Source organism: Pseudomonas sp. A1230 (genome assembly GCF_044218825.1).
In the GTDB taxonomy this organism is placed as follows: domain Bacteria; phylum Pseudomonadota; class Gammaproteobacteria; order Pseudomonadales; family Pseudomonadaceae; genus Aquipseudomonas; species Aquipseudomonas iridis.
The window spans coordinates 269,248-281,594 of record NZ_CP162582.1 but is presented as its reverse complement, the minus strand read 5'-3'; the positions used below and the strand labels follow the sequence as shown (position 1 = coordinate 281,594).

Below are 12,347 nucleotides of genomic sequence, written 5' to 3'. Positions count from 1 at the left end.
GGGCTTACTCCTTGTCCGCCAGATTGACCACACGGTTGGAGCGATCAACGGGTCGCACCTGCTGCCCTTCGAGCAGTACATGCACACCAGCGGCGACCACCCAATCATTGGCGTTCAAGCCTTCGAGCACCGGCACGACTTTCTCGCCGAACGGGCCGACACGCACCGGGGTTTTCTTCAATGTGTTGTCGGCGCCAACGACCCAGACATAGGTCGCGCCATTTTCAGCGGTCAGCGCCGAGAGCGGCACCGACAGCGACACGGCATCGGCCGATTGCACAAACACCCGGGCGCTCTGACCCAGTTCGGCCGGGACCTTGCCGCTGGTAAAGGAAATTCGCGCGGCGAAGGTGCGCGATCTTGGGTCGGCAGACGGCGACAGCTCACGAATCTGCCCGGCGAAGCGCTGATTCTGCTGGGTCCAGAGTTCCACCGACACCGGTTGCCCGACTTTGAAGCGGCCGAAGCTTTGCTCCGGCAGGCTGATCAGCACTTCACGTTCGCCATCGGTGGCGAGGGTGAACACGGTTTGCCCGGCGGCGACCACTTGCCCTACTTCGACCGAACGCTTGGCCACCACGCCATCCTGTGGCGCGCGCAGCACGGCGTAACTGGCCTGATTGGTCGAGACGTTGAATTCGGCTTTGATCTGTTTGAGGCGGGCTTCGCCGGAGCGGTAGAGGTTTTCGGCGTTGTCGTACGCGGAGCGGCTGACCATCTGCCGATCCATCAGGGTTTTGGAGCGGTCGCGCTCGGCACGGACGAGGTTGAGATTGGCTTCAGCGGCGGAAACCTGAGCGCGGGTGGCTTCCAGTTGCAGGCGCACGTCCTGCGGATCGAGTTCGGCGAGGGGTTGATCAGCCTTCACACGCTGACCTTCATCGACCAGTCGTCGGCTGACTTTGCCCCCAATGCGGAACGCCAGATCGGGTTCGTAGCGAGCGCGAACCTCGCCCGGATAACTTTCCATCGCCTGCGCCGAAGGCTCTGGGTGCACCACCATGGCCGGTCGTACGGTGACTTGCGCCGCCTCTTCCTGGCCGCACGCGGACAATAAAAAAACCAGACTGACTGGCAATGCAAATGGCCACGTGAGGTGCAGTGCATGGCGGAACATGATGACGGACCTTTCGCTAATGGTGCTTGGAATAATTATACTGGCGGGTATGTTATTAATAGCAAACTCACCAGTCCAGTAATAAAAGCGAAGAATGTCGAACAATCTTTCAGCTCCAAACGGCCCGGGCCGCCCCAAGGATCTGGCCAAGCGCCAGGCCATCCTCGATGCGGCGAAAACTCTGTTTCTGAGTCACGGCTATGCCAACACCAGCATGGACGCGGTGGCCGCCGAGGCGGGGGTTTCTAAACTGACGGTCTACAGCCATTTCAACGACAAGGAGACGCTGTTCTCCGCCGCCGTGATGGCCAAATGCGAGGAGCAATTGCCGCCGCTGTTCTTCGAATTACCGGCCGGCATCGCCGTGGAAAAGGTGTTGCTGAACATTGCCCGAGGCTTTCATCAGCTGATCAACAGCGACGAATCGGTGAATCTGCATCGCCTGATCATGGCGCTGGGCAGTCAGGATCCGAAGCTGTCGCTGATCTTCTTCGAGGCAGGCCCGCAGCGCATGGTGCAGGGCATGGAGCGGCTGTTGACGCAGATCCATGACAGCGGCGCGCTGAGCATTGATCTTCCTCGCAATGCGGCGGAGCATTTTTTCTGCTTGATCAAGGGCGCGGGGAATTTCCGCTTGTTGTATGGCTGTGGTGAGCCGTTGGGTGAGGAAGTTTCAGAGAGCCATGTGCGGGAAGTGGTGGGGTTGTTTATGCGGGCGTATCGGCCCTGACTTTGCGGCGACTGGACTGACGCCATCGCTGGCAAGCCAGCTCCCACAGGGATCATCGTGTGATCAGTAGTTCACACTCCCCCTTTGGGAACTGGGTGTGAGCACAATTTGTGTGCACACCGCAAAAAACTTGTGGAAGCTGGGTGTGATCACAACTTGTGTGCACACCGCAAAAACCTGTGGGAGCTGGGTGTGATCACAACTTGTGTGCACACCGCAAAAACCTGTGGGAGCTGGGTGTGATCACAACTTGTGTGCACACCGCAAAAACCTGTGGGAGCTGGCTTGCCAGCGATTGGCAGCGACTCGGTATTAAGGTTTGAGCGCTTTCTTGGGGTAGATGTCATACCGGCTGGACTTGCCATCCAGCGCATGACTCGGCTTCGGCCCCTCAATACACGGTGCCTTGCGCGGGCGCTTGACCACCACGCGGTGCGTCGCCAGCGCCAGCGCCGCTTCAAGCAACGCGGGCGCATCCGGATCATCGCCTACCAGCGGCCGGAACAGGCGCATTTCCTTCTTCACCAGTGCGGTTTTTTCGCGATGGGGAAACATCGGGTCGAGGTAGATCACCTGCGGCGGCTCGCCTTCCCAGTTGCGCATGACCTCGATGGAGTTGCCCTTGAGCAACGTCATCCGCGCCACGATCGGCGCCACATCGAAATCTTCCGCCGCACGCGCCAGACCATCCTCCAGCAAGGCACCGATCAGCGGCTGACGCTCGATCAGGCTCATCTCGCACCCCAGACTGGCCAGCACGAACGCATCCTTGCCCAGACCCGCCGTCGCATCCAGCACCCGCGGGCGCACGCCTTGAGCGACGCCGACAGCTTTGGCGATCATCTGCCCGCTGCCACCACCGTACAACCGACGATGCGCCGCGCCACCCTCGACGAAGTCCACGCGCACCGGCCCCGGCGCGTCCGGTCCCAGTTGTTGCAGTTGCAAACCCTGCTCGCCGACCTGCAAGGCAAACTCGCCGTCGACCACTTCAAGCGGCAGGCCCAGGCGCTCGGCCCACTGCTCGGCTTGCGCTGCGTACGTCGGGCCGAGAGCTTCGACATGGATGCGGCAGGCCGCGGGTTGCTCAGTCATGGAAAACACGCTCAAAAATTTAAGGATCGGCAAAAACCGCCGATAACTCATTCAACGCGCATTTTGCCAGAGCTGAGCGTCAACCGAAAAAAATGTCAGGCATTCTTCCCACATCGATTGGCTACATCTCGCCCCATGGCGATTTCAGCCGTCATAACACTCAAGCACTGAGCGGCGTCAGCCACCTGTGGCAGGATTTCTTTGCCCAGGCGATGGCCGAGCAGACGAGTGATGTGGTGCCGGCCTGCGGCACGTTTCCCCCGGTTGACCTGACCAGCCCAGAAGAACCGACCGTCGGCAGCGAACTGCACGCACACATCATCAGCCAGCGCGAATGCGATGTGGTTGAAACCCAGGTGCGTCCGCCAGAGCCGCTGTTCCTGCCGATCGCCGAGTTCGAAATGGAGCTGCTGGACAAACCGTTCCCACCGTTCCCGCCAGAAGAAATCAAGGCTCAACAAGGGCAGCAGGACTTCGACAGCAGTTGGGTTCGTCCGATCGTGATCAACAACGGTCAACCGATTCCGGAACCGGGTGCTGCACCGCAGAAGCGTCCGCTGTATTTGCCGATTGCCGAGTTCGACCTGGACCTGCTGCAAAAGCCTTACCCGCCATTCCCGCCGGAAGAAATCGTCGAGCAGCAGAAAGCCCTGGACTTCGATAACGGCTGGGCACGCCCGATTGTTCTGCAGAACCTACGCATCGCCGCTTAAACCTCAGCGACACACGCTCCAGCGCCCGACATCGACATGAAAGTGATTGCGATGGGCGGCGTTGTAATCCGGGCTCAACACCACACTGAACGCCTCACAGGCGCCGTCGCGCACCTGACGCAGAAACTGTGCGTCCTGATTTTGCTTGGGCCAGTCTTTGAGCACGCTGACGGTCCGGCCATCGGCCAGCCGAAAACCGGCAATATCCAGTGCATCGGCACTGGCATGGCGGCTGAGCGCGCCACTCTCGCGGTTATAGATATTGCGACAGGCAAAGCTGCCGAGGTGATCGAGACGCGCGACGTTCTGGCCGTAAATGGCCTGTGCGGCGGGTTGCAGCGAGTGCCGTTCGAACATCGCGTACGCGACTGCCAGCGGACAACTGGCGAGAAAGCTGCTGCTCAGCGCCACCTCGCCGCCCTGCACGCGCAAAGCGCCGATCAGCGGGCACTTGGCACCAGAGCTGTCGGACTGCGGCGTGACGCGCAATGCGGAACTGCGCAGTGCCTGGGCGCAGAGTTCGGGATCGCCGCGCAAGCGCATCAGCTTGTAGCCGGTCAGCCAGTTAGGCGGGGCTTTCACGTCCAGCGGCGCCCAAGGATTAAATTGCGCCGGCACCTCCAGCCAACCACGCCAGACACTGATCGCAGCACCGCCGATGCTCAGCAGAATAAACAGCGCAATCCAACGTCCCATGCTCAGCCTTTGAAAAACTGATTGGCTTTGGCGTACGGCATCGACTGCGAAGTGAAGCCGAAGGTGCCGGACTGCTGGATCTCTTCAGCCGCACGGAAAAACTCACCGAACGCCGCCAGTGCAAGTGCCGAACCGGTGCTGATCCGGCGCACGCCCATTTCTTCGAGTTGCTGCACAGTGAGTTTCAAACCGCCGGACATCAACACATTGACCGGTTTCGGCGCCACCGCGCGCACCACTGCAATCACCTCTTCGGCGGTGCGCAAACCCGGCGCATACAGCACGTCGGCGCCGGCCTCGGCAAAGGCCTGCAAGCGGCGGATAGTGTCGTTGATGTCGGGATTGCCGTGCAGATAGTTTTCCGCCCGCGCCGTCAGGAGAAAGGGAAACGGCAGCGTGCGCACCGCGGCAACTGCGGCTTCGATGCGCGCCACAGCGTGTTCGAAGCAATAGATCGGCGCGTCTGCGCGGCCCGTGGCATCCTCGATCGAACCGCCAACCGCGCCCGCCTCTGCTGCACGCAACAAGCTCTTCGCGCACTCGGCCGGGTCGTCGGCGAAACCGTTTTCCAGATCCACCGCCACCGGCAAATCGGTCGATGCGACTATCGCCCGGACGTTGGCCAAGGTGTCATCCAGGCTCAAGGCACCATCGGCTTTGCCCTGGGAAAACGCATAACCTGCGCTGGTGGTCGCCAATGCCTGATAACCCAGGCTTGCAAGCATCTTCGCCGAGCCGGCATCCCACGGATTGGGAATGACGAAAATCCCCGAACGCTCATGCAGGGCTTTGAAGGCTTGGGCTTTACGGGCTTGTTCGGTAAGGGCTTGCGCGTCCATCGGCTGGCTCCGGGGCAGGAAAACGAATCTGCCTCAGAGCAGGCCAAGTTGCTCCGCGGCGGGCTCTCTGTATAGCTCAGGCAGAGATGGCAGGCCAGGCAAACGTTGCATCAGTTGTGCGTGAAAACGTTGCGCGAGCTTTGCTGCCAGCAGGTTGTCGGCGGTGTGCAGGAAGATGTACGGCGTGCGGCCCTCTTCAATCCACTCGGCAATTTTCGCCACCCAAGGCACAAGAAACGGATCGTTGGCTTCCAGTTCCGGATGGCCGATAAAGCGCACTTGCGGGAACTGCGTGAACGCCGCCGGACGCGTCGGTACTCGTGGTTTTTTCGATTGTGCGTGGATGACCGAAGAGTCGGTCGACAGGCAGCTGAACAGCGCACGCGGATCGAGGCAGATACGCTCCACGCCCCGATCAAGCAGCAGACGATTGAGCAATCGCTCACTCTCGCCCTTGGCGAAGAACTGCTCGTGGCGCACTTCCACCGCCAGCGGGCAGTCCAGCGCATCGATGAATGCCGCCAGTTCCGGCAGCCGATGCGGTGCGAAACCTTTCGACAGTTGCAGCCACAGCGGCGATACACGCTCGCCGAGGGGTTTGAGTAATTGCAGGAAGGTTTCGGCGGCGGTCAGTTGCTCACGCAAATCGCCGCCGTGACTGATGTCGCCGGGGAACTTGGCGGTGAAGCGAAAATGCGCAGGCATGATCTCGGCCCAACGCTGCACGGTGGCGGGCGAAGGGCTGGCGTAGAACGTCGTGTTGCCTTCCACCGCGTTGAACACTTGGGAATAGAGGCTGAGGAAATCGGAGGTTTTTGCATCTACCGGGTAAAGATACTCGCGCCAGGCGTTTTCACTCCAGGACGGGCAACCGAGGTAGTAAGGCAGATCCATCAGATGTACAGATCGAGGCCCAGCACATCCGCGTCCCAATCCACAAAACCGGCGGTGCTGAGGTAGCTGGCCAGTGCCATCGCTACACTTTTCTTCATCGTTCGGTGGTAGATCATGTCTTGCTGACGGGCGGGCAGATTGGCCAGGCGTTGCGCAGAGGCTTTGGCAGCGCGGGCGGCCAGTTGCTCTTCAGTCGGGAATTCCAGCTCGCCGTCGATAACATCAACGGATTCGTCCAGCGCCGGATTGCCTTTGCGAGGCTTGCGCTTGATGGGGTAGGACTGAGTGGAAACGCCGTCTATACGCATAAAGTCATGCTCGGTATCAATGATGGCAATTTAGCGGCACTTGACCGACTTAGCAAACTGCCGAGTGATAACTAGAACACATAAAGAGCAAAAGGTTTAAAACGCGGGATCAGAAACTGACGATTGGCGCCTGGAAGATCAAAAGATCGCAGCCTTCGGCAGCTCCTACAATTGGAATACGATCCCTGCTGGAGCTGCCGAAGGCTGCGATCTTTTAAAGGCTTAACGGGCTTTAGGGGTGGCGACTTTGTCGCGCAGATAAACAGGTTGTGCATCATCCGCCGGGATCGCCTCACCACGCTCCCAGGCAAATCGCGCCAGCGTCAGCAGGTCTTCAGCGTGAGGCAGCATGCCGGCATCGGAGCCGGTCGGATTGACCGCGATGCGCTCGGCGTAACTCCAACCGGTGCCCGCACCGAACCAGTCGCCGCTGGCATCGGCCGGCAGTGCCGCGACTTCCGGCGGCAACACCGCTTCAGCTCCGACCAGACGCATCTCACCCGCCGTTTCGCGGTAGCAGCCCCAATACACTTCATCCATCCGCGCATCGATGGCCGTGGCCACCTGGCTCACGCCATGCTCACGAAATGCGCGCTGCGCGAGCACGGCAAGGTTGGACACCGGCAACACCGGACGATCCAGCGCGAACGCCAGCCCCTGCACCACGCCAATGGCGATGCGCACCCCCGTAAACGCACCCGGGCCGCGGCCGAAGGCAATTGCGTCAACCGCTTGCAACGTGGTGCCGGCGTCGGCCAGCAATTGCTGGATCATCGGCAGCAGTTTCTGCGCGTGCAGGCGCGGGATCACCTCGTAATGGCTCGTGACCTTGCCGTCATGCAGCAAGGCAACGGAGCAAGCTTCAGTCGCGGTGTCCAGGGCCAGCAAGGTGCTCATCGATGTTTCCAAAACAGGTGGGGAAAAAAGTGCGTCAGTATAAACAACTACGGCCCGCAAGCGGGCCGTGGATGATGCCGCCACTCAGACTTTTCAGCTCAGCGCTTCAAGCACCTTGGCGGTGATGGCTTCTACCGAACCAACGCCCGGGATGTGGCTGTACTTTGGCTTGCCGTTGGCAGCGGACAGCTTCTGATAGAAGTCCACCAGTGGCTTGGTTTGCGAATGGTAGACCGACAGGCGATGACGCACGGTTTCTTCGGTATCGTCCTTGCGCTGCACCAGTTCGTCACCGGTGATGTCGTCTTTGCCGGCAACTTTCGGCGGGTTGTAGACGATGTGGTAAACGCGGCCGCTGGCCTCGTGAACGCGACGACCGGCGATGCGTTGAACGATCTCTTCGTCTTCAACGGCGATTTCAACCACGGCGTCCAGTTCGACACCGGCGGTCACCAGTGCTTCAGCCTGCGGAATGGTGCGCGGGAAGCCGTCGAACAGGAAACCGTTGGCGCAATCAGGTTGAGCGATGCGGTCTTGAACCAGTGCGATGATCAGGTCATCCGACACCAGGCCGCCGGCATCCATGATGCTCTTGGCTTGAACGCCCAGCGGAGTACCGGCCTTGACCGCTGCACGCAGCATGTCGCCAGTGGAAATTTGTGGAATGCCGAATTTCTCGGTGATGAACTTAGCCTGAGTACCTTTACCGGCCCCGGGAGCTCCCAGCAGAATGACGCGCATTAGATGTGCTCCTCAATTTTTTTATAAAAAGCTTTTACAAAACAAAGGCCTCGCCTCTTGGGACGAATCCTGAAAAATACGGGTCGTGGCCGCACAAACGGCCAAAGGCTGATCAAGATACACAGCAGGCTGCGCCCACACAAGACGCCAAAAGTCGGAGAAACCGACGCCCGCCGCGACTTTGGGACGCGGTGACCCAAGTCGCAACCCCGTCATTAACTGTCGCTTGGCGAAACATTTGCTGAAAATATTCAGCAGCACCCGACGCATGCACCGGGTGCCCTGCCCCGCCGAAAAAACCTTAGCCGGTATTACGCAAACCGGCGGCAATCCCCGCCACAGACACCAGCAACGCCTGCTCCACAGGGCTGCCCTGCTCGACATTCTGCTGTCGCGAACGGGCGAGCAATTCGGCCTGCAATAGATGAAGCGGGTCGAGGTAGGTATTGCGCAGGCGGATGAATTCCAGGGTGTCCGGGCTATGCGCTAGCAGCTGCGACTGCCCGGTCAGCCCAAGCACGACTGCGCACGCCTGCGACAATAGGTCGCGTAACTGCGCGCCCAACGGCAGCAGGTCCGGCTCGACCAGGCGCTGGTCGTAGGACAGCGCAATATCGGCGTCAGCCTTGGCCAGAACCATTTCCAGCATGTCGATGCGCGTACGAAAGAACGGCCATTGTTCGCGCATCTGCCCGAGCAATTCGCCTTCGCCGCGCTCCAGCGCTTTGCTCAGCGCCGACTCCCAACCGAGCCAGGCGGGCAGCATCAGCCGTGTTTGTGTCCAGCCGAAGATCCACGGGATCGCTCGCAGACTTTCGATGCCACCCGCGCGGCGCTTGGCCGGACGACTGCCCAATGGCAAGCGCCCCAGTTCCTGCTCCGGAGTGGACTGGCGGAAATACTCGACGAATTGCGGATTTTCCCGCACGACCTGGCGATAGGCGCTGACACCATCAGCGGCCAATTCGTCCATCAAGTGGCGCCATTCCGGTGTTGGCGGCGGCGGTGGCAACAGCGTCGCTTCGAGCACCGCCGCCAGGTACAGATTGAGGTTTTGCTCGGCGATGTCCGGCAGGCCGAATTTGAAACGAATCATTTCTCCCTGCTCGGTGGTGCGGAACCGCCCCGCTACCGATCCCGGCGGCTGCGACAGAATCGCCGCATGCGCCGGACCACCGCCACGGCCGACAGTGCCGCCCCGACCATGGAACAACAGCAGTTCGACTTGCTGCTCACGGCAGATTTCCACCAGCCGTTCCTGGGCGCGATATTGCGCCCACGCCGCTGCGGTGGTGCCCGCATCTTTGGCGGAATCGGAGTAACCGATCATCACTTCCTGCGGACCTTGCAACCGTGCGCGGTACCCCGGCAGCAGCAACAGGCGCTCCATCACCGGGCCTGCGTTGTCGAGGTCGGCGAGGGTTTCAAACAATGGCACCACACGCATCGGCCGCAGCACGCCGGATTCTTTCAGCAGCAACTGTACGGCAAGTACGTCGGAGGCAGCGCCCGCCATCGAGATCACGTAAGAGCCCAGCGAAGCGCCGGGCGCGGCGGCGATCTCCTTGCAGGTGTTGAGCACTTCGGCGGTGTCGGCGGACGGCTTGAAATGCGCTGGCAACAACGGTCGACGATTGCTCAGTTCGTGGGTCAGGAAGGTAATGCGTTGCTCTTCGTCCCAATCCTCGTAGCGACCAAGGCCCAGGTAATCGGTGATTTCAGTCATCGCCGAACTGTGCCGTGTCGAGTCCTGACGCACGTCGAGGCGCACCAGGAACAAGCCGAACGTCACCGCCCGGCGCAGACAATCAAGCAATGGGCCGTCGGCGATCACGCCCATGCCGCATTCATGCAACGAGTTGAAACACAGCTCCAGCGGATCAAGCAGATCACGATTGTTTTGCAGCACATCCGCTGGCGCCGGCGTCGGTGCGGTCAGCGCTGCATGGGCCCAGTTGCGCGTGGAGCGCAGGCGTTCGCGCAATTGCTTGAGTACCGCCCGATACGGTTCGGCGCTGTCACCCGCCTGGGCCTTGAGTGCGTCGCTGGCCTGCTGCATCGACAACTCGGCAGCCAGATGATCGATATCGCGCAAGTACAAGTCAGCGGCCATCCAGCGCGCCAACAGCAACACTTCACGAGTCACCGCAGCGGTGACATTCGGGTTGCCGTCACGGTCGCCGCCCATCCACGAGGCAAAGCGAATCGGCGCAGCCTCCAGCGGCAAACGCAGGCCTGTCGCGGCATGCAATGCCTGATCGGCCTTGCGCATATGGTTGGGAATCGCTTGCCACAGCGAGTGCTCGATGACCGCAAAACCCCACTTGGCCTCATCCACCGGCGTCGGGCGGGTGCGGCGGATTTCTTCGGTGTGCCAGGCTTCGGCGATCAGCCGTTGCAGGGTGTTGTGAATCTGCTCGCGTTCGGCGCTGGTCAGGTCGCGATGATCCTGTGCGGCGAGTTGCGCGGCGATGGCGTCGTACTTCTGGATCAGCGTGCGCCGCGCCACTTCGGTCGGGTGAGCGGTCAGCACCAGTTCGATTTCCAGTCGCCCAAGTTGTCGGGCGAGGGATTCGGCGCTGTGGCCTTCGTTGCGCAAACGAGCGAGCAACTGCGGCAATACACGGGATTCGAACGGCGCGGGCTGCGACTCTTCGCGACGATGGATCAACTGATACTGTTCGGCGATGTTTGCCAGATTGAGAAACTGGTTGAACGCCCGCGCCACCGGGAGCAATTCGTCTTCGCTCAATTGATTGAGGCTGGCGCTCAGTTCTGCATCCATCGAGCCGCGGCGGTCGGCCTTGGCGCCCTTGCGAATCTGCTCGATCTTGTCGAGAAATTCCTCGCCATACTGGTCTCGAATGGTATTGCCCAACAGCTCTCCGAGCAGGTGAACATCCTCGCGCAAGCGTGCATCAATATCGGTCATCAGCAGTTCTCCAGCGGTAATCCGGGCGGCCTAGAAACGAGTGCATGACTGAGAGAGTGCCGCTCTACAGCGCTTCTTACAAGCAGGCGACGAAGGGACTTTAAACCTTGTGGCCGAAAGCTAGTCTCAACAGTAAGCCGCATAAAGGCTTGCCGCCGGCCCCGCCGGACACTCACCCAAGCCTGCTACAGCAGGTGCGACATGAGGTCATCATGAAAATCCGTGAACTCGCCCAGCATTGGGAAGAAAACGCCAAGGGTCGCCTGACCGACACTGGCTACACGATTCATCTGGACGTCGAGGCCGCTGCGCGTCTGGCAGCGATTGCCGAGATGTACCCCAAACGCCACCCTGAAGAACTCCTCGGCGAACTGATCGGTGCAGCCCTTGAAGAGTTCGAAGCGAGCCTGCCGTATGTGAAAGGCTCGACTGTGGTTGCGACGGATGAGGAAGGTGATCCGCTGTATGAAGACGTCGGGCCGACGCCCCGTTTTCTGGCGCTGTCGCGGCGGCATTTGCAGGATTTGTCATCGGCTGAAAACAAGCAGAAACACTGACGGAACAACACAAAACCTGTGGGCGCTGGCTTGCCAGCGATGGCGTCAGTTCAGTCTCGGAAATACTGAATCTGATGACCTCATCGCTGGCAAGCCAGCTCCTGCAGGAAATGTATTTGTCCTTCAATACAGCGTCGCTTTCGCTCATTTCTTACGCCGCGCGTACCACTCCACCCCGCCAAAGTTCCCGCGTTAGAGCCTTGTCCATTCGGTCAAAACTTTTTTTGGCGATAGGCCATCTTTTCTGAACTTTTGAAAACCGCCGCCGGTCGGACCCTGTAACCACTCCTGGAACGAGCGTTTCAAAAACGCGCTGTTGCAAGACGCTTAAGGCTCCTCGACCAGGATGGATTCAGATGTATTCAGGAGATGCCTAATGGAGTTGAAGACCATGAAAAACCAAACCTCGTTTACCCACCTGCGCGGTCTGAAACTGGCCGCCCTGGCAATCGGCACCAGCTTCGTACTGGCCGGTTGCGCCGGTAATCCACCGACCGAGCAGTACGCTGTGACCCAATCTGCGGTCAACAGCGCCGTCAGCGCCGGTGGTACCGAGTTTGCTGCCGTTGAAATGAAGCAGGCGCAGGACAAACTCAAGCAAGCCGAAATCGCCATGCACGACAAGAAGTACGAAGAAGCTCGCACGCTGTCCGAGCAAGCTGAGTGGGATGCCCGCGTAGCAGAACGCAAAGCTCAGGCGGCCAAGGCTGAACTGGCTGTGAAGGATTCCCAGAAAGGTGTTCAGGAACTGCGTCAGGAAAGTCAGCGCACCGTGAAGTAAGCGCGCATCCCGACCGCAAAGCTGAAACTCTTACCGATAGAAAGGAC

General features: G+C 60.2%; 13 protein-coding genes. 4 read left to right on the top strand and 9 right to left on the bottom strand.

Going from position 1 to position 12,347, the window contains the following annotated elements; all coding sequences use genetic code 11:
- Positions 1 to 4: 4 nt before the first annotated feature.
- The gene (locus AB4P97_RS01290) at positions 5 to 1,117 is read right to left on the bottom strand and encodes an efflux RND transporter periplasmic adaptor subunit (protein ID WP_395601976.1); all 1,113 of its coding nucleotides are present in this window, start codon (positions 1,115 to 1,117) and stop codon (positions 5 to 7) included.
- Between the two features lie 94 nt (positions 1,118 to 1,211).
- Between AB4P97_RS01290 and AB4P97_RS01285 the strand changes: the two genes are divergently transcribed.
- Entirely contained in the window at positions 1,212 to 1,847 is a 636-nt protein-coding gene (locus tag AB4P97_RS01285; RefSeq protein WP_115146374.1) for a TetR/AcrR family transcriptional regulator, read from the top strand.
- A gap of 312 nt (positions 1,848 to 2,159) precedes the next feature.
- Here AB4P97_RS01285 and AB4P97_RS01280 read toward each other — a convergent pair whose 3' ends face one another.
- Positions 2,160 to 2,942 (bottom strand): class I SAM-dependent methyltransferase, encoded by a 783-nt coding sequence (locus AB4P97_RS01280; protein ID WP_115146447.1) that lies wholly within the window; start codon positions 2,940 to 2,942, stop codon positions 2,160 to 2,162.
- Positions 2,943 to 3,034: 92 nt separating this feature from the next.
- On the opposite strand from AB4P97_RS01280, the gene AB4P97_RS01275 reads away from it, so the two are divergent.
- A complete protein-coding gene (locus AB4P97_RS01275; RefSeq protein ID WP_042560794.1) occupies positions 3,035 to 3,655 on the top strand; it encodes a hypothetical protein in 621 nt (206 codons plus the stop codon).
- Between the two features lie 3 nt (positions 3,656 to 3,658).
- Here the strand turns inward: AB4P97_RS01275 and AB4P97_RS01270 are convergent, their stop codons facing one another.
- The 7 genes from AB4P97_RS01270 to ppc all read right to left on the bottom strand — a co-directional run bounded on the left by AB4P97_RS01270 (position 3,659) and on the right by ppc (position 10,962).
- The gene (locus AB4P97_RS01270; protein ID WP_395601975.1) at positions 3,659 to 4,351 is read right to left on the bottom strand and encodes an extensin family protein; all 693 of its coding nucleotides are present in this window, start codon (positions 4,349 to 4,351) and stop codon (positions 3,659 to 3,661) included.
- A 2-nt stretch (positions 4,352 to 4,353) separates the two neighbouring features.
- The gene (locus AB4P97_RS01265; RefSeq protein ID WP_395601974.1) at positions 4,354 to 5,190 is read right to left on the bottom strand and encodes an oxaloacetate decarboxylase; all 837 of its coding nucleotides are present in this window, start codon (positions 5,188 to 5,190) and stop codon (positions 4,354 to 4,356) included.
- Between the two features lie 33 nt (positions 5,191 to 5,223).
- Positions 5,224 to 6,084, bottom strand: a complete 861-nt coding sequence (locus AB4P97_RS01260; protein WP_042560797.1) for a DUF72 domain-containing protein — start codon at positions 6,082 to 6,084, stop codon at positions 5,224 to 5,226.
- Positions 6,084 to 6,392, bottom strand: coding sequence for a hypothetical protein (locus AB4P97_RS01255; RefSeq protein ID WP_047299894.1), 309 nt, complete (start codon positions 6,390 to 6,392; stop codon positions 6,084 to 6,086). Before AB4P97_RS01255 ends, AB4P97_RS01260 begins: the two co-directional genes overlap by 1 nt.
- Before the next feature lie 222 nt (positions 6,393 to 6,614).
- Positions 6,615 to 7,289 (bottom strand): tRNA (adenosine(37)-N6)-threonylcarbamoyltransferase complex dimerization subunit type 1 TsaB, encoded by a 675-nt coding sequence (gene tsaB, locus AB4P97_RS01250; RefSeq protein ID WP_395599300.1) that lies wholly within the window; start codon positions 7,287 to 7,289, stop codon positions 6,615 to 6,617.
- A 93-nt stretch (positions 7,290 to 7,382) separates the two neighbouring features.
- Positions 7,383 to 8,030 carry an adenylate kinase gene (adk, locus tag AB4P97_RS01245; protein ID WP_042560800.1) on the bottom strand — a complete coding sequence of 216 codons (648 nt, stop codon included), beginning with the start codon at positions 8,028 to 8,030 and terminating at the stop codon, positions 7,383 to 7,385.
- Positions 8,031 to 8,331: 301 nt separating this feature from the next.
- The gene (gene ppc / locus AB4P97_RS01240) at positions 8,332 to 10,962 is read right to left on the bottom strand and encodes a phosphoenolpyruvate carboxylase (protein WP_042560801.1); all 2,631 of its coding nucleotides are present in this window, start codon (positions 10,960 to 10,962) and stop codon (positions 8,332 to 8,334) included.
- Between the two features lie 212 nt (positions 10,963 to 11,174).
- Between ppc and AB4P97_RS01235 the strand changes: the two genes are divergently transcribed.
- Entirely contained in the window at positions 11,175 to 11,519 is a 345-nt protein-coding gene (locus tag AB4P97_RS01235) for a hypothetical protein (RefSeq protein WP_047299892.1), read from the top strand.
- A 376-nt stretch (positions 11,520 to 11,895) separates the two neighbouring features.
- The gene (locus AB4P97_RS01230) at positions 11,896 to 12,300 is read left to right on the top strand and encodes a DUF4398 domain-containing protein (protein ID WP_042560872.1); all 405 of its coding nucleotides are present in this window, start codon (positions 11,896 to 11,898) and stop codon (positions 12,298 to 12,300) included.
- Positions 12,301 to 12,347: the final 47 nt, after the last annotated feature.